General features: G+C 38.4%; 18 protein-coding genes. 5 read left to right on the forward strand and 13 right to left on the reverse strand.

What is annotated here, in order from left to right; all coding sequences use genetic code 11:
* Nucleotides 1-128: 128 nt before the first annotated feature.
* Nucleotides 129-344, reverse strand: a complete 216-nt coding sequence (locus tag H514_RS0112270; protein WP_051255130.1) for a hypothetical protein — start codon at nt 342-344, stop codon at nt 129-131.
* Between the two features lie 79 nt (nt 345-423).
* A complete protein-coding gene (locus H514_RS0112275) occupies nt 424-1,458 on the reverse strand; it encodes a TIGR00341 family protein (protein ID WP_027447232.1) in 1,035 nt (344 codons plus the stop codon).
* A gap of 290 nt (nt 1,459-1,748) precedes the next feature.
* Between H514_RS0112275 and H514_RS0112280 the strand changes: the two genes are divergently transcribed.
* The 5 genes from H514_RS0112280 (at nt 1,749) to H514_RS0112300 (ending at nt 7,601) form a co-directional block, all read left to right on the forward strand.
* The gene (locus H514_RS0112280; protein WP_027447233.1) at nt 1,749-3,287 is read left to right on the forward strand and encodes a spore germination protein; all 1,539 of its coding nucleotides are present in this window, start codon (nt 1,749-1,751) and stop codon (nt 3,285-3,287) included.
* An 8-nt stretch (nt 3,288-3,295) separates the two neighbouring features.
* A complete protein-coding gene (locus H514_RS0112285) occupies nt 3,296-4,408 on the forward strand; it encodes a GerAB/ArcD/ProY family transporter (RefSeq protein WP_027447234.1) in 1,113 nt (370 codons plus the stop codon).
* On the forward strand, nt 4,405-5,532 hold the full coding sequence (locus tag H514_RS0112290) for a Ger(x)C family spore germination protein (protein WP_027447235.1): 1,128 nt from the start codon (nt 4,405-4,407) through the stop codon (nt 5,530-5,532). Before H514_RS0112285 ends, H514_RS0112290 begins: the two co-directional genes overlap by 4 nt.
* A 214-nt stretch (nt 5,533-5,746) precedes the next feature.
* On the forward strand, nt 5,747-7,267 hold the full coding sequence (adh, locus tag H514_RS0112295; protein ID WP_027447236.1) for an aldehyde dehydrogenase: 1,521 nt from the start codon (nt 5,747-5,749) through the stop codon (nt 7,265-7,267).
* Nucleotide 7,268: 1 nt separating this feature from the next.
* Complete coding sequence (locus tag H514_RS0112300) at nt 7,269-7,601, forward strand: DUF779 domain-containing protein (RefSeq protein WP_027447237.1); 333 nt, start codon at nt 7,269-7,271, stop codon at nt 7,599-7,601.
* On the opposite strand, the gene H514_RS0112305 is transcribed toward H514_RS0112300, so the two are convergent.
* From H514_RS0112305 to H514_RS0112355, 11 genes are all read right to left on the reverse strand, one after another.
* Nucleotides 7,579-8,106, reverse strand: coding sequence for a hypothetical protein (locus H514_RS0112305; RefSeq protein WP_027447238.1), 528 nt, complete (start codon nt 8,104-8,106; stop codon nt 7,579-7,581). The two genes, H514_RS0112300 and H514_RS0112305, sit on opposite strands and share 23 nt — an antisense overlap.
* 163 nt (nt 8,107-8,269) lie before the next feature.
* Complete coding sequence (locus H514_RS0112310; RefSeq protein ID WP_051255131.1) at nt 8,270-9,061, reverse strand: aldo/keto reductase; 792 nt, start codon at nt 9,059-9,061, stop codon at nt 8,270-8,272.
* Between the two features lie 185 nt (nt 9,062-9,246).
* A complete protein-coding gene (locus H514_RS0112315; protein ID WP_027447240.1) occupies nt 9,247-10,467 on the reverse strand; it encodes a quaternary amine ABC transporter ATP-binding protein in 1,221 nt (406 codons plus the stop codon).
* Entirely contained in the window at nt 10,467-11,354 is an 888-nt protein-coding gene (locus H514_RS0112320; protein WP_231566638.1) for an ABC transporter permease, read from the reverse strand. The genes H514_RS0112315 and H514_RS0112320 overlap by 1 nt, the downstream gene beginning before the upstream one ends.
* 147 nt (nt 11,355-11,501) lie before the next feature.
* Nucleotides 11,502-12,509, reverse strand: coding sequence for an ABC transporter substrate-binding protein (locus H514_RS0112325; protein WP_027447242.1), 1,008 nt, complete (start codon nt 12,507-12,509; stop codon nt 11,502-11,504).
* Between the two features lie 875 nt (nt 12,510-13,384).
* Complete coding sequence (locus H514_RS0112330; protein ID WP_027447243.1) at nt 13,385-14,401, reverse strand: ABC transporter substrate-binding protein; 1,017 nt, start codon at nt 14,399-14,401, stop codon at nt 13,385-13,387.
* A 22-nt stretch (nt 14,402-14,423) separates the two neighbouring features.
* On the reverse strand, nt 14,424-15,173 hold the full coding sequence (locus H514_RS0112335) for a class II aldolase/adducin family protein (RefSeq protein ID WP_027447244.1): 750 nt from the start codon (nt 15,171-15,173) through the stop codon (nt 14,424-14,426).
* A gap of 10 nt (nt 15,174-15,183) precedes the next feature.
* The gene (locus tag H514_RS22990) at nt 15,184-16,137 is read right to left on the reverse strand and encodes a D-2-hydroxyacid dehydrogenase (protein ID WP_036843216.1); all 954 of its coding nucleotides are present in this window, start codon (nt 16,135-16,137) and stop codon (nt 15,184-15,186) included.
* A 289-nt stretch (nt 16,138-16,426) separates the two neighbouring features.
* The gene (locus tag H514_RS0112345) at nt 16,427-17,431 is read right to left on the reverse strand and encodes an ABC transporter substrate-binding protein (protein ID WP_027447245.1); all 1,005 of its coding nucleotides are present in this window, start codon (nt 17,429-17,431) and stop codon (nt 16,427-16,429) included.
* Nucleotides 17,432-17,623: 192 nt separating this feature from the next.
* Nucleotides 17,624-19,894: an RNA polymerase recycling motor HelD gene (helD, locus tag H514_RS0112350; RefSeq protein WP_027447246.1), complete on the reverse strand. Its 2,271-nt coding sequence runs from the start codon at nt 19,892-19,894 to the stop codon at nt 17,624-17,626.
* Between the two features lie 224 nt (nt 19,895-20,118).
* Nucleotides 20,119-20,463, reverse strand: a complete 345-nt coding sequence (locus H514_RS0112355; RefSeq protein WP_027447247.1) for a hypothetical protein — start codon at nt 20,461-20,463, stop codon at nt 20,119-20,121.
* Nucleotides 20,464-20,589: the final 126 nt, after the last annotated feature.

Consider the following 20,589-nt stretch of genomic DNA (forward strand, 5'->3'; position numbering starts at 1 on the left):
CCCGCCTATCTGCAAAAAAGCAACGGAACCATACGCACTTTATCTCGAAACTAAGTCTTCAACAATAGGTGGCTTATGTAGCAAAAGTCTTCTATAAAACAAAAACCGCTCTAAATTAAAGAGCGGCTTCACCGTAAAACTAAACTTCCTTGCTGAACAAGGTTTGTTACTTTTTCAATTTGCACATGTGTATGTTGAGCAATTTCTAAAGGTGAAGCGTTTGGATGTTCCCGAAGATAATGACGAACCGTTTCACGCTCTTCTAAGCATTCATCACAAAACATAAAAGGAGTTACTGGTGTAAGTGAGCCACAGCACTTGCATATTCGTTGTAATGATGACATAAGGTTTCGCCTCTCCTTCAATTTAATGTTGTTATAATATACGTTGAAGGAAAATTTTTTCTTGGGGTCTGATGGAAATTTATTCGAATTTAATTTCCTGTCCAAAGTAAATAACGGAAATCAAAGATGCTACAATGAGCAGCACGAATACAATTGAAAGGGATCGAGACACATTCGCTCGCTGCACTTCTTTCCAACGTACAGGACGAATGCCTGTTAAAGAAAACACAATAACAGCAGATAACAAGATACACATAATATTAACAGTCACAAGCAAGAAAGACCCATACGCTTGCTCCCATAAACCTTTTCCAATCGACATACCTAACGCAATATTCGGTGGAAGTAAAGCCACTGCTACCATTACCCCAACGAGATTCCCCGCTTTTCTATTTAATGTGGCAATAGACCCAGCTCCACCTGCTGCAAGAGCAAGTAGAAAATCCGAAACCGTAACCTCTGTTCTTGCCCAATACTGATTGGTATCTACCCCAATATCAAAAATAAAATTAAAGACGATCGCAATAACGATTACGATCCCCACACCTAAAAGAGAGGTGAGAGCAGCTTTCCCTAATAAACGATAGTCCCCTAAAATAGCTGCGAAAGCTGTGGCAATAACCGGACCAATAAGAGGTGCAATAACCATAGACCCAATGACCACAGCCTCACTATCTTTAATAAACCCCATTGATCCTACTACAGCGGATAAAAAAATGAGAAGCGTATAATTCAAAGTAGTTAAGCTATTCTTCTCTACAAAAGTGATTAACTCATGACGACTAGCTCGCATGAGTAAAGCCTGATCTTCTTCCTCTTCTCCTTCTTCAACCTCTTTTTTCTTTTCTTCAGTCTCTTCATTTAATGTCGCTCGAGATAGATATGTCCTCACTGGAATTAAAAGCGTTTCAAACCCTTCTGCTACATTCGCTACACTTTCTAGATAATTTAATATATCTTCAACCTCATCCGAATCCACTAAAATCCGTACAAGCATCCGTTCCTTAGATTCACTCGATACCCAATAGGAAGTATGAGGATGATCTCGTAGCTTTTCATCAACAGATTCAAAATGCTTATTTGGGATATAGGCCTCAATCAATTGTAAACTCATCATCATCTTCCTTTTTGAACCTAATTTATAGAGAACTGAACTCCATGTATGAAGTCTTCTTCTCCCTACTTTCTTTTAGTATTCGATTTTTCACTTTTCATATGTATAAAAGTCCCGGAAACATCGTGAATTTCAAGATAAATATTATTATAGCCACCAATCCAGCTTGGATTAACACTGGATCTCTACTCTTCTTTTTTAAGTGAATTCTAATATCATTCTGGTTACATAAATATAGGCATTTTCCTCATACTATGGATAATTAGCCTACAAATAGAGGGTGATGAAACATGCGTCGATCTAGACGTTCTAGTAAGCAGAGCACCAATCAAAGTTCAACTCAGAGCTCTAATGGTTTTTTCCCTTGTACAATCGATGAGCTCAAACAAAAGTTGAAGGAAACATTTAATGAAAGTCCAGATCTAAGCTTTCAAACATATACCGTTGAACAAAAGCAGATTGTTGTATTTTACTTGCAATATCAAATTAATAAGGCTCAATTAGATAAAAGTATATTAGGTACCCTTCTATCGGCTAATCACCAATGGGATGCACAGTCCATTTTAAATAAAGTTCCTTTAGGTACTGGATCAAAGAAAGATCAAATTGATCCAATTGCAAAAGCTCTTATTCAAGGTTCAATTGGTGTCTATGTTGAACAGGATAGTAGTGTGGTTACATATATAGCACCTGAACTTGAAAAACGGGCTATTACCACAGCTGAGAATGAATCACTTGTATTTGGACCTAAAATTGCTTTTACAGAATCTCTGATTTCAAACCTAAATATTTTGCGCTGGCGCCTGGATACAACAGACTTCAAAACGGAAAAAATGATCGTTGGTGAGGATATTCCAACTGAGGTTCGTATTGTCTATTTAAAAGATATTGCGAACGAGGAAAATGTGAATACCATTCGTCAACGAATTGAAGAATTAAAAGTCAATTCCATCGCTGACTCTAATGTACTAGCTCAAATGATTGAAGATAAATCATCAAGTGTATTTCCCCAAATGATCACCACAGAGTTACCTGACCGACTCTGTAATTCTTTGGCTAAAGGTAAAATTGGAATTCTTGTTGATAAGAGTCCAAACGCAATCGTAGCACCCGCTTCAATCTTCAGTTTTTTTGAATCAACTGAAGATTTATATATGCGATGGAATATGGGGACTTTCATTCGAGTATTACGTATGCTTGCCATGTTTATTTCAATTTCTCTTACACCTGCGTATGTGGCTGCCTTGACTTATCATGTTGAAATTATTCCATCAAGTCTTCTTGTATCCCTTGGTAAATCAAGGTCAAATGTTCCATTTCCACCTGTATTGGAAGCATTATTACTAGAACTCTTAATTGAATTACTACGAGAGGCAGGAGCTAGGCTTCCTACAAAGGTTGGTCAAACCATGGGTATTGTGGGAGGTATTGTTTTGGGGCAAGCGGCCGTTAAAGCTGGTTTTACTAGTAACATTTTGATTATTATCATTGCTTTAAGTGCCTTGGCTTCCTTTACAGCTCCAAGTTATATGATGGGGACTGCTGTTAGAATCGTTCGTTTCCCCATGATTATTTTATCTGGATTATATGGGTTAGTTGGGATATTTTTTGGTTTATCCTTTCTACTGATCCACTTACTAAAAGTCACCTCTATAGGAAGACCATACCTAATACCTATATATCCTTTTACACCAAAGGATTTTGACAATTCGATATTTCGTCTTCCATGGTCACGAAGTACACACAGACCTATTGCGAATCAACCGAAGGATATCCAAAAATATCCTGAAAAGAGAGCTCGTAAGAAAAAAGATCATGATGATAAGTAGGGATATCAATGCGAATCAACCTGGACATATCAAAAGGAACCCAAATACAAGCTTTTTATTTATTCTTTCTGATTCATACCATGCAAGTTGGAGCAGGTCTTATGGGGGTTACCACCCATATCTTTCAAGCTGCCAAACATGATGCTTGGATATCCATTCTTATAGCTGGACTTTGGATGCACCTGATTATTTTTGTGATGATAAAAATGCTTGAGCAATATCAAAATACTGATTTATTTGGCATTCAAAGAGATGTGTTTGGGAAGTGGATTAATCTTGTCCTCGGTACATGTATCACCATTTATATTTTTGTTGTCATTATGACTGTCATTTTAAATTACGTTGAAGTTGTCCAGGTTTACCTTTTCCCTACAATGCCCACATGGTTAATTAGCTTCTTCTTATTATCTCTTAGTCTGTATGCCGCATTAGGAGGAATCCGGGTAGTTGTGGGGGCTGCTTTTCTCTTTTTTTTAATCACCATTGGATTATCCTTATTTCTTTCTAAGCCTATAACTCTTATGGATATGAATCACTTTTTCCCTATACTTAATGTCTCTTTAAGTGAACTCATACAAGGGACATATAAAACAACCTATACTTTTTTAGGATTAGAGGTTCTACTCTTTGCTTATCCATATATAAAGAATAAGAATAAAGCACATCTTTCCGCTCAACTTGGTGTCTTACTAACTGTCATCATCACATTCTCTGTCGTTTTTGTAACGATAGGGTATTTCAGTCCAGATCAAATAAACAGACTTATTTGGCCCACTTTATCCTTGTTTAAAATCATTCGTTTGCCATTTATAGAACGGTTTGACGTTATTGCGGTTGCGTTATGGATGTTAATCATTTTACCTAATATCATTATATTTACTTGGGTTTTAAGCCACTGTTTTAAAAGACTGTATGGTGCAAGGGAAAAGTATGCAATCTATATTGTTACAATATTACTTTTTATCTTTTCTTCCATATTTCAGTATCGAATAAATATTAATACGTTAACAGACATATCAGCTAAAGTTGGTTTTTATATTGTTTTCGTATATCCTTTGATTCTCTTTCCCATTGTATGGATTAAGAAAAAATTGCAAAGAAAGCGAGGGGAGCATTCATGAAAAAATTCATCCCTCTACTCATTGTATGCATACTTATGACTGGATGCGTCGAAAAGAAATACATTGAAAAGCTTGGTATAGTAACCACTATAGGATTTGACCTATTAGATGACGGTTTCTTACAAGGAACTATGGCTTTCTTTCAGTTTGATCCTAATGCACAAAACGTATCACAAATTGTTACGAGCACTGCAAAAACTTCGAAAGGGATCCGTCAAGATGGTAACTTAAAGTCGAGCAAAAAACTTGTTTCCGGCCAGTTAAGACTTGTCGTATTTGGTCGAAAAGCTGCAGAAAAAGGATTAGGGAGAATCATTGATACTTTAGCCAGAGATGCGGCTATTTCTGATATATTATACTTAACAGTTGCTGAAGATAGGGCTCAGGACATTATTCAGTCGAATAAAATGGAGGATGCACCGGACATTGGAGCTTACCTTCATGGATTGATAGAGAAAAATATTGATGATGAGGTTCTTCCACCTAGTACTCTTCATCATTTCACGCATGATTTTCATGATGTAGGTCTAGATCCTACTCTACCTATGTTAGGTCTTAGTGATAATAAACCCGTTATTTTCCATTTAGCCTTATTCCAAGGAGACCAATTTGTCACAGAGATTCCTGTGAAACAAGGGTTTTACTTAAAGCTGATATTAGATCGTTTCCAAGCAGGTCATTTAGAGCTAAAACTACCAAAGGATCCCTTTCTTCCTCACTTAAGAGGAAGGGTAAATGAAGATGTGGAAGGGGTTTATATCACGATGGATGAAATACGCAGTAAAAGCAACATTACCCTTACTGATCCAAATGCGCTCAAATATAAGGTGGATATACGTTTATCGACAAGAATCATAGAGATTTCAGAGGATATTAAATTACAGGAACGTAAAGTGTTAAAACTAATGGAAGAACAACTTTCAAAACAATTGGAAGAGAATCTAAAAGAATTCACGGAACTCATAATTGAAAATAAAGTGGATCCAGTTGGTTTTGGACGAATGTATGAGAATTCGAGTCGGAATATTGAATTAACCGAGAAAAAATGGAGAGAAATGATCCCTAATATAGAAGTTGATTTTAATGTTAATGCAAAAATTCTACGTCATGGAATAATCAAATAACGAATTAAACCTAGCCTTCATAACATGAAGGGCTAGGTTTTTCTTATGCGAACTACAATTTACATAGTCCAGAAATTTCTTGCAAATATTTATCAGAATATTTAGAATAGAGTTGAATATATTTTATTGCACAGCTTTACTTACATAAGTGGAATTTTGAAATCGCTTTCAGTTGTGTAACAAGGATTTTTATTATTGAAGGAGGTAGTAAGAAATGATCTACGCAAATCCAGGAGAACAAAATTCAAAGGTGACGTTTAAAGATCGTTACGAAAACTATATTGGTGGCAAATGGACAGCCCCATCCCAAGGTGAGTATTTTGACAATGTAAGTCCTGTTACAGGCAAAGCATTTTGTAAAGTTGCTCGCTCAACAGAAGATGACATTAACTTAGCAATCGATGCAGCTGAAAAAGCAAAAGCCTCATGGGGAAAAACTTCTACAACTGAAAGAGCGAATGTATTACTCAAAATTGCTGATCGTATGGAAGAAAATCTTGAAATGCTAGCTGTCGCAGAGACATGGGATAACGGAAAAGCAGTTCGTGAAACCCTTATGGCAGACCTTCCACTTGCGATCGACCACTTCCGCTATTTTGCTGGAGCTATTCGTGCTCAAGAAGGCACAATCGGTGAAGTTGACGGTGACACCATTGCTTACCATTTCCACGAACCACTAGGGGTAGTTGGACAAATCATTCCTTGGAACTTCCCAATTTTAATGGCTACATGGAAGCTTGCACCTGCCCTAGCTGCTGGGAACTGTGTTGTACTGAAGCCTGCTGAACAAACTCCAGCTTCTATTATGGTTCTAATGGAGCTTGTTGGTGATCTTCTACCTGAAGGTGTTGTGAACGTAGTGAATGGTTTCGGTGTAGAAGCAGGTAAACCACTTGCCCAAAGCGACCGTATTTCTAAAATTGCATTCACTGGTGAAACAACAACAGGTCGCCTGATCATGCAGTATGCATCTCAAAACATCATCCCTGTCACACTTGAACTTGGTGGTAAGTCACCAAACATCTTCTTTAAGGATGTTATGGACCAAGATGATGATTACCTTGATAAAGCAATTGAAGGCTTCGTAATGTTTGCCTTAAACCAAGGTGAGGTTTGTACTTGTCCATCTCGTGCACTCATTCATGAAGATATTTATGATGAATTCATGGAACGTGCTATTGAACGAGTGAAACAAATCAAGCAAGGGAATCCACTTGATACTGAAACAATGATGGGTGCCCAGGCATCAAGTGAACAGTTAGACAAGATCCTTTCTTATCTTGATATTGGTAAAGAAGAAGGCGCAGAATGTCTCGTTGGAGGAACACAAAACAAGCTTGAAGGTGATTTAAGCGAAGGTTATTATGTGAACCCTACCATCTTTAAAGGAACAAATGATATGAGAGTCTTCCAAGAAGAAATCTTCGGCCCAGTTGTCTCTGTAACAACATTCAAAGATGATGAAGAAGCTCTCTCTATTGCGAACGATACACTATACGGATTAGGTGCTGGTGTTTGGACACGTAATGTCAATACAGCTTATCACTTCGGCCGTGGTATCGAAGCTGGACGTGTATGGACGAACTGCTACCACGCATACCCTGCACACGCTGCATTCGGCGGATACAAGATGTCTGGTATTGGACGTGAAACTCATAAAATGATGCTTGGCCACTACCAGCAAACGAAAAATATGCTCGTAAGCTACAGTGCACAGAAGTTAGGATTTTATTAATATGGAACGAGTCACGGCAACGCAGGCTACTCTCGATTTAATTGAAAAACTGAAGAAGAAACACGGACCTCTTCTGTTTCATCAATCTGGAGGTTGCTGCGATGGTAGTTCACCGATGTGCTATCCGGAAGACGAGATGATGATTGGGAAATCGGATGTTTATTTAGGAGAAATAGGCGGTTGTCCCTTTTACATGAATAAGAAACAATATGAGTATTGGAAGCATACCCAGCTCATTATTGATGTCGTTGAAGGCCGTGGTGGAATGTTTTCTCTCGAAGGTCCAGAAGGTGTACGCTTTCTGACTCGTTCTAAGGTTTTACCAAAAGAATAAACGATATAGAGCTATTGAAAAGAGAACAATCTCTTTCAATAGCTCTTTTTCCGTTAAAGCTCCTGTTTGTGGAAGACTTGGAATTGAGATAAAGTGCGAGGAGGCAGTGGAGGGGCCGAGGGAATTCTTCGTCTAGCCGAGGGATTCCATCACCTACCCGAGCGATTCCGTCGCCTAGCCGAGGGATTCTGTCGCCTACCCGAGCGATTCCATCACCTACCCGAGGGATTCTGTCGCCTACCCGAGCGATTCCATCACCTACCCGAGGGATTCCGTCGCTTTCCCGAGGGATTCCGTCGCCTACCCGTGGGATTCTGTCGCCTACCCGAGGGATTCCGTCGCTTTCCCGAGAGATTCCATCACCTACCCGAGGGATTCCATCACCTACCCGAGGGATTCCGTCACCTACCCAAGGGATTCCGTCACCTACCCAAGGGATTCTGTCGCCTACCCGTGGGATTCTGTCGCCTACCCGAGGGAATAATGTCCCCTCCCACGAGAACACACCCCTCCGAACTGCATAAACGTAACGGATCCCCTCTCCTCACCAACAGCAACGGACTCCTCTCAGTTTCAAGTCTTCAACAATCCTGCCATTAACCAGAATAACCCTCCCCATATAAAAACACATGTGATTTTTATAACCACATGTGCTATATAGAGAAATTTTATTTCGAGTAATCAAACTCATCCGGATGAGGCCCGATTCGCTCGTCCTCGTTTAACGACTCAAGTCGGTTCATTTCACGTGCGGATAATTCAAAATCAAAGATATCAGCATTCTCCGACTGACGTTCTTTACTCGATGATTTTGGAATGGTTACGATCCCGTGCTGAAAATCCCAACGCAAAATAACTTGAGCAGGTGTCTTTGAATATTTTTCAGCTAGCTCTTGGATGATCGGATCATCAAAAAACTTGCCCCGTGCTAAAGGTGACCAAGCCTCTAGTTGAATATCATGTTCATCACAATACGCTCGTAATTCTGGCTGGTTTAATTGAGGATGAAGTTCAACCTGGTTCACCATTGGTTTAATCGTAGCATCTTTTAGTAATTCATCTAAATGGTGAGGAAGAAAGTTACTAACACCAATCGCTTTAACCTTCCCATCATTATAAAGCTTTTCAAGTGCTTTCCACGTATCCTTATACTTCCCTGGTACAGGCCAATGTATAAGATATAAGTCTAGATATTCTAAACCTAGTTTCTTTCGACTACGCTCAAAGGCTTCAAGCGTCTCTTCATACCCCTGTTCATCATTCCATACTTTGGTGGTAATAAAAAGATCCTCTCTTGGTACATTGGTTTTCTGTAGAGCTTCTCCTACCCCTTCCTCATTTTTATAGAATGAAGCTGTATCAATACTACGATACCCCACTTCTATAGCGGATAACACAGCATCTCTCGCTTCGCCATTTTCTACATCCATTTTATAAACACCTAAACCCATCCAAGGCATTTTCACACCGTTGTGAAGATTTGTGGTAGAATTCAGACTCAAATCAACCGCCTCCAAATTATTATTGATATCTCAAAGAATAACACAACCATTAAAGGATATAAAAAAAGGAAGCCTCTTGATGGGAAAAAAGAGACTTCCTTCTTATAAGAATACATGCCGTTTGGGGTAGTTTTGTAGAAAAACTATACTCCTGCTTGTACAGGTTCTTCTTGTTCGGATTCATCACCAATTAAACCTGAAAGAACGTGAACGCGTAGAATAAATCCTTCTACTCGATGATCATCACTTACTACAGCAAGTGGGAATTTAGAGTCTAATGCTTTTGGAATAAGGTCATTCACATATTCATCTCGTTTTACAGTGTTCACATCTGTAATCAGAACATCTTCAAGTGACTTCTTATCTCGAATGCCTTCTATCGCATCATCAATTGTAACAATGCCTTGCAGGTGTCGTTGACGATCGACAACGAAGACACTTGAAATGCCGTTATCTTTCATTTCCTTAACAGCTACTTTCAAGCCGTCTTTCAGGGAAACAAGAGCATTTGGTTGAATCATGATATGCTCAGCTTGAAGAACTTTAGAGCGATCAATGTCTGCGATAAAGTCTTCAATATAGTCGTTTGCCGGATGCTCTAGAATAGTTTCAGGCGTTCCGATCTGCTCCACTTTACCGTCTTTCATAACAGCTACACGGTCACCGATCTTAAATGCTTCGTTCACATCATGTGTGATGAATACAATCGTTTTTTGCAAACGCTCCTGGATATCTAAGAGCTCTAATTGCATTTCGCGACGAATAAGAGGATCCAATGCACTAAAAGGTTCATCCATCAGCAAAATATCTGGATCATTCGCTAAAGCACGTGCAAGCCCTACACGCTGCTGCATCCCCCCTGATAATTCATCAGGATACTTATTTTCATAACCTTTTAATCCAACAATTTCGATATTCTTCATCGCGATTTCACGACGTTCAGATTTTGGAACTTCACGGATCTCAAGACCATACTCAACGTTGCCTAAGATCGTACGGTGACTAAACAATCCAAAGTGCTGGAAAACCATTGCAATTTTATTTTGACGGTATTTTTTAAGCTGAGCGTTATTATACTCAACCACATTTTCTCCATCTACATAAATCCCGCCATCTGTTGGCTTGTTCAAAAGGTTTAAACAACGGATGAGTGTGGACTTACCACTACCGGATAGTCCCATAATAACGAAGATCTCACCCTGTTTAATATCCATAGAAGCATTATATACACCAACTGTATGACCTGTCTCAGCTAGGATTTGATCCTTTTCTTTCCCTTCTTGAACCATTGGAATAATGGATTTAGGCTTAGGACCAAATATTTTTGAGATGTTTTGAACTTTCATTTTAATATTTTCACTCATTATTTAGCCTCCTTTTGGCGTTGGAAGCGGCTAGCAATACCACCTGTAATACGGTCAATTAAAATCGCTAGGAATACGATACTAATTCCGGCTTCAAAACCAAGACCGATATCAATTCGGTTAATCGCAATTAGTACCTGTTCACCAAGACCTTTTGCTCCAACCATTGACGCAATTACAACCATGGCTAAAGCCATCATTGTTGTTTGGTTAACCCCAGCCATAATTGTTGGAAGAGCTTGAGGTAGCTGAACTTTTTTAAGCATTTGCCATCTTGAAGAACCAAATGATTCTGCAGATTCAATCACTTCTGAATCAACATTTCGAATAGCTAATTCAGTCAATCGAATGACTGGTGGCAATGAATAAATTAACGTTGCAAATACAGCCGAAACATTTCCTAATCCAAAGAAGAAAATAGCTGGAATTAAATAGACAAAGCTTGGCATCGTCTGCATTGCGTCTAATATAGGTTTCATAACAACAGAGAACCCTTTGCTAAACGCCATTAATACGCCTAGTGGAATCCCTAACAATAATGATATGACCACTGATGTGAGTACAATGGCTATTGTGGTCATAAGGACTGCCCATAACCCAAAAGTACCTACTAAAAACATGAAGGCAGCATACATGATCCCTGATGAAATAGATTTAAAACGCCATCCTAGCAAGAATACGATTGCTAGAAACACCCACCATGGTAGGAACAACAAACCATCTTCTATACCCAGTATAGTTGAAGATGCAATCTGAAATATAAAATCAAATAATGGTTCAAATGTCGTATCGATCCAGTCAACAAAATCTGAAACTACTTTACCAACTTCAAACCTTATGTCGGGAAAAGAACTGTTCATAGTAGAATCACCTTTACGGCGATTCATTCACCTCTCTTTAGTAAATAATGGATTTTTTAATAGAATTGAAAAAAGTAGCTGACCAGTAGAAGTGGGCCAACTACTTTTATTCTTATCGGACGTGTTCAAAAAGTGGAGGCACTTCGTATCGCCTCTTCATCTCAGAACTTCCTTTTATAGTGAGTCTTTAACTTTTTTAGCTACGTCCTCTGGAACCCACTCTGTCCAAAGGTCTTCATGTTGTTTTAACCACCATTTTGCTGCTTCTTCTTCAGAAGCATCATTTTCTTTCATGTATTTAAGAGCCTCAGCAGTTAGTTCACTGCTAGTTTCATAGTTACGTAAGAATTCAATAACTTTTGGAGCCTTGTCTTCCATACCACTATTAACCGCAACTGTTACAGTGTTTGGTGGAATTTCTGTTCCACGGTTTTTCTCAAATGTTTCTTTATCGTAATCCGGTTCATCAAGTAAAGTAAGATCATACATTCCTGTCACCCAAGTTGGAGACCAGTAATAACCGACCCATGGTTCACCCGACTCATAAGCATCTGATAGAGATGTTACAATTGCAGCATCAGAACCTGGACGGAAATAATTTATTTTGTCATCAATACCATATGTTTTCATCTTTGTAGCTAAGATTTCATCAACAGCCCAACCTGACGGCGCACCAATAACCCGCCCTTTACCTGGATCTTGAGGGTCTTCAAATAGTTCAGGATATTTCTCTAGATCTTTTACAGTTTTTAATTCAGGAGCCATTGGTTCAATTCCACGTTCTTCGTCACCTTCAATTACGTAAGTAGGTACCCAGAATCCTTGAGCATTATCATCGAAGTTAACAGAAAGCTCCATAATTTCATCTTTTTCAATCGCTTCGTTATATACTTCAATAATGTTATCTGTCCACATCTCCATCATGATGTCGATGTCACCTTCACGTAAACCTTGTGTTGTAGCTGGTGTTGACCCAGAAGTAACTTCCATTTTATGTCCATAACCTTCTGTAATGATTGTTCCAGCAATGTAGTTGTGTACGCGAATACTATCCCAACCAGCATCACCAAATGTGATCGTTGCTGATTTTTCGCCTTCACCGCTTGCATCTTCACTGTTTCCACAAGCAGCTAGTACAACAAGCATCAAAGCTGACATTAGTAATATAACTTGCTTTTTCATAAAATACTCTCCCCTTTTAATTTGTGAATAAATTCACATTTTTTTACGTATTAGTTAAAGCTTTTTAGCACATACATTCTCATTTTGTGTGCACGTCTGGTTCTAATCAGGAAAGAAACGTATGTAGAACACAGACTCTAAGGAAAGGAAAACATTATTTAAGTTGCGGAGATTTGTTAAGTCAATTGGTCATCACGTTTAAAGGACGTGACGGAGAGGAACTACTGTAGTAAATAATACGTTGAATCCGTATGAGGATGTTTTATTTGATCATGCTAAAAAACGTTTAACAGGAAATCCGACTTCTTCTATCGCCTCCTAAGATGTCGTTGTCCTTTCTTGACAACAATTATAATTTTACAGAAAAATGCACCACAAACTCAAAACGCATAATGTGTCGCATTTCGTCGTTATTTATAGTAAGTATAGCTAGCAGGTAAATATATCGCTTTCATATTGAAATTGAAGGTTTTCCTCGATAATACTCTTGAATATTCAAAATTTGGTTATTTATATCCTTTACATAGTAGTGGTTATATACACTATTCCCAAATCAGTTATTCATATAAACTAGTAATCATTCATATTTATGGGAATGGATAAGTTATTTTTATATATTAAAAATAGAGTCAAAATGGCTTCACACCCTATTTTGACGGGGCTATTCTCTATTTCATTACTATTGTTACTATTTTTTATAATAAGCTATTAAAGAAAATTTGCCGACTGGCAAGCCTTTTAAGGTGCAGATAGAGGCTTTGTAGGGCTTATACTTCATACTTTAGATTTTCACTACGTCGAGTTGCTCCGTTGCTAAATTTTTTTCTTTCCTAACGTAAAAAAAGGTGAAGCATAAAGCTCCACCTTTTTTAAAATTACTTAATTCCTTCTTTTACTTTTTTAGCTACATCTTCAGGTAACCATTTTGTCCATAGATCTTCGTGCTTCTTCATCCACCAAACTGCTGCTTCTTCTGCAGAGGCTTCATTTTCTTTCATATAAACAAGCGTTTCACCAGTTAATGCGCTGCTTGTTTCATATTGTTCTAGAAACTTCGTTAACTCTGGTGCTTGTTCAGGGAAATCTTTATGAACAGCTACTACTACATCATTAGGCGGGAATTCTGTACCTTTATTCTTCTCCCATGTTTCTTCATTAAACTCAGGCTCTTCTAGTAGTGTTAAATCATACATAGACGTTACCCAAGAAGGAGACCAGTAGTAACCTACCCAAGGCTTTCCATCTTCATAAGCTGCTGCAAGAGACGTTATAATTGCAGAGTCAGAACCTGGACGGAAGTAGTTATACTCTTCGCGCAAGCCATACGTATCTACTTTTGTATCAAGGTATTCACTTAATAACCAACCTGATGGCGCACCTACAATACGACCTTTACTTGGGTCCTCAGGGTCTTGGAATACATTTTTATACTTTTCTAAGTCTTTCATCGTTTTCAAATCAGGTGCCATTGGCTCAATACCACGTTCTTGGTCACCTTCGATCACATAAGTTGGAACCCACAAACCTTGCTTGTTATCATCAAAGTTTGTTGAAAGCTTCTTAATGTCGCCAGATTCAATCGCTTCACCGTAAACCTTCTTCATATTGTCCGTCCAAACTTCCATGTACACATTAATGTCGCCTTCTCTCAGGCCTGTCAGTGTAGCTGCAGAAGAACCGTTTGTTACACTCGTTTCATAGCCGTAACCATGTTCAAATACGTTTGCAGCAATGGCATTGTGCACACGAATACTATCCCATCCTGCATCAGCAAAGACAATTTTATCTAGTTTCTTCTCTTCTCCATTTTCTCCACTTACGTTTTCGCTTCCGCCACATGCTGTTAATACAACAAGTACCATGAAAGAAAGCATCATAAGTATTTTTTTCAAAATAAACTCTCCCTTTATTTTATTAATCTAGTAAATCAGGCTGCTCTTTAATAATCATATCGTAGAGCGGCTTGAAATCTTCTTTTCCAATGTCCGGAAGCCCCATTTGTTCATACGTATGAGCTGCACTTTCCGGATCAATTAAAACTGGTTTGCTTCCAGTGGACTCAGCCATCATTTGAACCTGACATGCTCTTTCCATCGCCACAAACCACCAGGCTGCTTCATCCACGGATTGTCCAACGGTAAGAAGTCCATGATTACGTAAGATAACTGCTTTGTTACCTCCTAAAGAATCTGCAATTCGATCTCCTTCAGAATCGTCATATACCACGCCCGTATAATCGTCAAATAACGAGTGGTCGTTATAAAACGTACAAGCATCCTGTGTGATCGGATCTAATAACCTACCTAAAGTAGACCATGCCATTCCATATGGTGAATGGGCATGAGCTGCAGCGTGAACATCTGGTCGAGCTTTATGGATTGCTGAATGAATAGCAATAGCAGCCCCGTTAATTTCTCCTTCACCTTCCAGAACTTTTCCGTCTTCATCGATAAGCAACAAATCAGATGCTTTCACCTGACTGAAATGCTTCATGAACGGATTCACCCAATAATGGTGTGGGTTCTCAGGATCACGAGCGGTTATGTGACCAGCTGAACCATCGTTAAAGCCAAACTTCGAAAAGATTCGAAATGACGCTGCTAAACGATTTTTGATATGCTGCCTTTCTTCTTCTACACTTTGAAACGTTGTCTGTGATGACATGGTTGACCTCCTAGTAACCTTTCGTCGTGTCCACTACGAATTTCATCTCTTTAAATCGTGGAAACACATGTATATTATGAGCAAATTGCTCTATACATCGATCTAAATAACGCGGGGATTTGGCTGCGACATGGGGAGTTATTAGAATCTCATCTATATCCCAAAATGGATGATTTTTTGGTAAAGGCTCCTCATCGAAAACATCAAGAACTGCACCTTTAATCTGTTTTTGCTGAACAGCTCTCAATAAAGCTTCATCATTGATGAGTGGCCCGCGCCCTATGTTTATTAAATGAGCTTCTTTCCTCATCTCCAGGAACTCTTTATCACTTATACAGTGTTCCGTTTGTGGTGTTACTGGCATTAAGAGAATGACAAAATCACTTTTTTGTAGCACCTTAAGCCGATCTTGTAAGCTGTACATCTCGTCAAAGGGCTCCTTTAACTTCCCAGATGTGTTTACTCCGAAAACGGTTAGTCCTACTGCTTTAAGCTTTTTGGCAATCTCAGTCCCAATGGTTCCCGCTCCAAATATCGTTGCTGTTTTCCCGTTAATCTCATGGAATAAGGCAAGATCATCCCAAATGTTTTCAGTTTGGTTCTTTTGATAACGCTGTACATTTCCCATTAGATGAAACAGCATACTCAAGGTGTATTCTGCCATTGGTATCCCATGAATTCCTCTCATATTCGTTAGCGTAATCTTTCTTGAACGAATGGCTTCAAAAGGAAGGTGCTCAACACCAGCCTGAAATATTTGAATCCACTTTAAATGAGGCATTCGTTTTAATTGCTCCTCGGTTACGTCATGTCCATATGTAATCCAGATCTGAACTTGCTCAAAGTCTATTGAACTCTTGTCCAACGATGTGGTTACATGACAGACTTTTTGATTAGAGGGTAATTGTTTCTGTAATTCTGCTAGTTGATTTGATGTTAAATCTTCGATCGTAATTAATAACATGTAAACGCCTCCTGAGCTAAAAAACAACAACGTTAATTATTGTAAGGAAAGTAACATGCAGTTCACAAAGTTGAAGAAGTGTCGAATTTTGAATTATTTGTCGACTATTTTGTATGACTGTTATCTCTTTTTAATTTATGAGCATTCTTTTACGTTTTCTGTATCATGCTCTTGTTTAATCCAAATTCACACTTCAAAATTACTTAATTTTCCTTTCAAGAATAGAATGTTTAACAAAAAAAGTTGTAAGCGATGATATAATTTATCGCTTACAACTTTTTTAATTCTATTATTTTATGGCTTTTAATACTTTATTTTTCACTTCTTTTTCTACCCATTTCCCCCAAACATCTTGGTGTTTCTTTAACCACCAATTAGCTGTTTCTTTTGGTGAAGCATCATTTTTTTCCAAGTACACAAGAGCATCCCCTGTTAATTGACTACTGGTTTTATACTGTGATAAAAAATCAACAATCTCAGGTGCCTGTGTAGCCAGAGCTTGGTGTACTGCAACTGTTACCGTATTAGGAGGAGTCTGAGTCCCTTTTGTCTCTTTCCAAACCTCTGGGTCATACTCTGGTTCTTGTAACAAGGTCATATCATATAAGCTTGTCACCCATGTAGGAGACCAATAGTATCCTACCCAAGGTTCACCTGATTTATAGGCTGAAGCTAAGGATGAAACAATGGCTGAGTCAGATCCTGGACGAAAGTAATTATAGGTTGCTTCTAATCCATACGTCTCTACTTTTTGCTCAATAATTTTACTAGATTCCCATCCTGAAGGTGCACCAATAATTCTTCCCTTTTCAGGCTGTTCAGGATCTTTAAATATGTGAGCGTAATTTTTTAAATCTTCCACTGTTTTTAATCCAGGTGCAATTGGCTCAATTCCTCGCTCTTTATCGCCTTCTATTACATAAGTTGGCACCCATAGACCAGATGAATTATCATCGAAGTTAACAGAAACTTCTTTCACTTCACCTTGATCTAAAGCTTCGTTATAAACTTGCTTTATATTATTCGTCCATACTTCCATATACACTTGAATATCTCCCTGACGTAATCCTTGGAAGGTTGCAGCTGTGGATCCTGCCGTTACATCAGTTTTATAACCATAACCTTCTTCTAAAATCGTTGCTGCAATACGATTATGTACACGGATGCTATCCCAACCAGCATCAGCAAAAATGATTTTCTCTAACTCGTTTTCTCCATTAGCCTCATTTGCTCCACATGCTGACACAAATACGAGAGCTAATATTGAAATAACCATGAGTAATTGTTTTTTCATACTATTTCCCCTTTCTCATACTCTAGATGCACTACATAAAAAAGCACAACTACTTTATATAAACAAACCCTTTTGAAGAAACCAACCTTCAAAAAAACTCTTATTCCTGCTTCTCATACAAAAAAGCACCCGATACCTCCTAAAATATGTCGATAACGACGTATTTCAAGGTGAACCAGGTGCTTTACTTTGTTAATTAATTGTTTCAGGATTGACTAAATCCAGTAAAAATGTAGAATGAGATTCCCCCCAAAAATACAGTCTATGAAGAGGTCTCGTCATTGCGACATAAAGCAATTTCATATCAAGTTCATTTTGATGATATTGATCATCTAGTCCTACTAAAAATACACAATCAAACTCTAACCCTTTTGATAGATAAACTGGTAAAATTACAGCTTTGTTCTTTTCCATATCCTCATGGTCATCAATCACTTGAATATCTTGTGAGAAGTGCGGCTCTAGTTCGTTATATATGGTATAACATTCATGTAACGTTTTCCCTACGATAACAAATGATTTAAATCCTTCCTCTTTAAGCTGAGTGTATTGATGATAGAGACGCTTCCCCCAATTTGCATCATCTTTTAATGAATGAAACGAAGGCTTTTCCCCGCGCCTTACAACCGGCTCTGCTTGAGGAAGATCATCCTCCATATAAGATAAAATTTGATTGGCAACACTCATAATATCTATCGTAGTTCGGTATGTTTTTTGAAGCGTTAAGTAGTTAGGTGCCTTAAACACATGATCTATCAATGATTGCCAATGCTTCAAACCACGGTATCGATAGATCCCTTGTGCCAAGTCACCCACAATCGTAAATAATTCCGTGTTTAAGCTTCTCTTTAGACTGACAAATTCCATATAAGAATAATCCTGCGCTTCATCAATAACGACCTTTTTCGCCTTATAATCCTTCTCCACCCCATATAACACTGCCTGCAAGTACAGGACGGTGGCTAAATCCTCAGCATCTACTTTTTTCTTGCGAATTTGGTGCAAGGAGTGCTTGCGAATGGACTCCCTCTCCCTTTCGCTAACTTTTTCAAAAGCATGATAAAACGTGTCATCTTCCTGATAAAGCCTCTTAAAATAGGAATTAAGAGAACGATTCGGGAACTTTTTCATATAGGTTCGGACACCTTTTTTAGATTCCGTTTCAATCTCTTTCAACTTGGATTCTTTTTGATCAAGTAAGAAACTAACTCGCCTTTTGCGTTTATCAGGATCTTTTATGCCATACATGGCTTTGTCCAATTCATCATCATAACGTTTCTTCATTTTATCTAACATGACTTTTTTCTTGCGCCGCATATCACTCATGAGAATTTGGCGTATTTTTTCTTTTCGCTTGTAATAAGGAAGATAGGCATAATCCTCTAAAAACATTTGCTTGATCCTTTTCCCATTTACAATACGAAAGCCAGCTACCATAAAGTCATCCTCTACAATAAACTCTTTCTTAATTTCATAGATATACCGCTCTAATATATTTTCAAATTGCGGTGATCCTTTTAACTCAGCTATATTTAGCACTTTTTGATTTTCTTGGGTTTCCAGCGCATTCATCAAGGTTTCATGTTGTGTTTGTACATCAAATCCATGTTCCGTAACGAGCTGAACAAAGTCTGCAAAAGTTGTTGAACGTGATTGATCCACACCTAACTCTGGTAGAATTTCTTTCATATAATCAATAAACAAGCGATTGGGTGCTAAAATCAGCATTTCATAAGGATGGAAAATGTCTTTTAAAGTGTACAAAAAATAAGATACACGGTGGAGAGCAATGGTTGTTTTTCCGCTCCCTGCTGCACCTTGTACAATAATGGGCTTGCGGAGATCTGCTCGTATAACACGGTTTTGTTCTTCTTGGATGGTTGAAACAATTTCAGTCAAACGGTGGTCTGCATTTTGAGATAAAGAACTTTGAAGCAAGTCATCTTTCGTGGTGATATCGATATCCTGAAAGTCTAATAGTTCTCCACCTTCAATGGAGTACTGGCGTTTAAGAGATACGTGCCCCTCATATGTTTCCCCATGTGCTTCATAACTGACCTCTCCCAAACGACCTTCATAATACACATTCGCTAACGGAGAACGCCAATCCAAAATGATCGGCTGCTGGGTTTCACGATCAAATAACGATACCTTTCCTATGTAAAAAATCTCTTCTTCTGCTTTCTCTTTACGTTGATAATTAATGCGGGCAAAATACGGTTTCTTCCGGAGTCTTTTGAGGTTCTTGAGTTGCTCTCGTGACATCTGCATAAAATTTGCATGATTCAGCATGTCCTGATACTTCAAACTACTATCTTTAAAGTCGAGTGAAGCAACAGTACTTTCTTGACGTTTCTTCAACGTCTCTTGGTCGGTTTCTTGAGCTGCGATGACAGAATCCATATACGCTTTTGTAAAGCGTAAACGTTCCTCTTCTTCTAGATAATCGGGATGGTTTTTCATCGAGTCATTCTCCTTTCACGATTCTGTGATTGAATGACGAGTGATTCACCGCGCTCGTAAGCATGAGGTTTTTCAAAGCAACATTAATACATTACCACAATAGGATTTCAAATTAAAGGAAAAATGCTTTGCAGGTTATTGAGTGGGGTTGTTTGGGGAGGTACTTACTTATTTACGTGTGGAGCTCTGCCTCTTCTGTGCGGAGCTCCCTATCAAAACCTCTTCTACCTCTCATCTCTTTGAACCGGAACCCTTAATTCATACAAGAAAAACGATAACACTCGTAAAATCAGTGGATATAATGCAAGAGCCCCAAGTAAATTTCCAACTTCTCCAAAGATGTTTGTTAAAGCCATTACACCTACAAATATAAGTAAAATGGCAAACGTTATATTCCCCATAGGGCCATTCATAGGTTTCCAAGATCGAACGGTTGCAATTGTCTCCTGTTCGACCTCTCCAAAACAACGATAGTGGTACGGTCTAATGCGGAGATAATTTGTTGCTGTCACAAGTTCGTCCCGTTTTTTTATATCTTTATAGCAATAACGACAATACACAGAACTCATCTAACTCCCCCTTATAATCTCTTTCCATTATATATAATTTTTACATAAGCGTCGACGTGTCATTCCTTGAAATAAATAAACCGAGCTTGGATTCCAAGCTCGGTTTATTTGAATCAAGATGAACTC

Origin of the sequence: Pontibacillus marinus BH030004 = DSM 16465 (assembly GCF_000425225.1) — a bacterium.
In the GTDB taxonomy this organism is placed as follows: Bacteria; Bacillota; Bacilli; order Bacillales; family BH030062; genus Pontibacillus; species Pontibacillus marinus.

Bases quoted from the DNA above. Each gene is read 5' to 3' on its own strand.
- H514_RS0112270 (WP_051255130.1), bottom strand. From the start codon at position 344: ATGTCATCATTACAACGAATATGCAAGTGCTGTGGCTCACTTACACCA.
- H514_RS0112275 (WP_027447232.1), bottom strand. From the start codon at position 1,458: ATGAGTTTACAATTGATTGAGGCCTATATCCCAAATAAGCATTTTGAA.
- H514_RS0112280 (WP_027447233.1), top strand. From the start codon at position 1,749: ATGCGTCGATCTAGACGTTCTAGTAAGCAGAGCACCAATCAAAGTTCA.
- H514_RS0112285 (WP_027447234.1), top strand. From the start codon at position 3,296: ATGCGAATCAACCTGGACATATCAAAAGGAACCCAAATACAAGCTTTT.
- H514_RS0112290 (WP_027447235.1), top strand. From the start codon at position 4,405: ATGAAAAAATTCATCCCTCTACTCATTGTATGCATACTTATGACTGGA.
- adh (WP_027447236.1), top strand. From the start codon at position 5,747: ATGATCTACGCAAATCCAGGAGAACAAAATTCAAAGGTGACGTTTAAA.
- H514_RS0112300 (WP_027447237.1), top strand. From the start codon at position 7,269: ATGGAACGAGTCACGGCAACGCAGGCTACTCTCGATTTAATTGAAAAA.
- H514_RS0112310 (WP_051255131.1), bottom strand. From the start codon at position 9,061: ATGCCTTGGATGGGTTTAGGTGTTTATAAAATGGATGTAGAAAATGGC.
- H514_RS0112315 (WP_027447240.1), bottom strand. From the start codon at position 10,467: ATGAGTGAAAATATTAAAATGAAAGTTCAAAACATCTCAAAAATATTT.
- H514_RS0112320 (WP_231566638.1), bottom strand. From the start codon at position 11,354: ATGAATCGCCGTAAAGGTGATTCTACTATGAACAGTTCTTTTCCCGAC.
- H514_RS0112325 (WP_027447242.1), bottom strand. From the start codon at position 12,509: ATGAAAAAGCAAGTTATATTACTAATGTCAGCTTTGATGCTTGTTGTA.
- H514_RS0112335 (WP_027447244.1), bottom strand. From the start codon at position 15,173: ATGTCATCACAGACAACGTTTCAAAGTGTAGAAGAAGAAAGGCAGCAT.
- H514_RS22990 (WP_036843216.1), bottom strand. From the start codon at position 16,137: ATGTTATTAATTACGATCGAAGATTTAACATCAAATCAACTAGCAGAA.
- H514_RS0112345 (WP_027447245.1), bottom strand. From the start codon at position 17,431: ATGAAAAAACAATTACTCATGGTTATTTCAATATTAGCTCTCGTATTT.
- helD (WP_027447246.1), bottom strand. From the start codon at position 19,894: ATGAAAAACCATCCCGATTATCTAGAAGAAGAGGAACGTTTACGCTTT.
- H514_RS0112355 (WP_027447247.1), bottom strand. From the start codon at position 20,463: ATGAGTTCTGTGTATTGTCGTTATTGCTATAAAGATATAAAAAAACGG.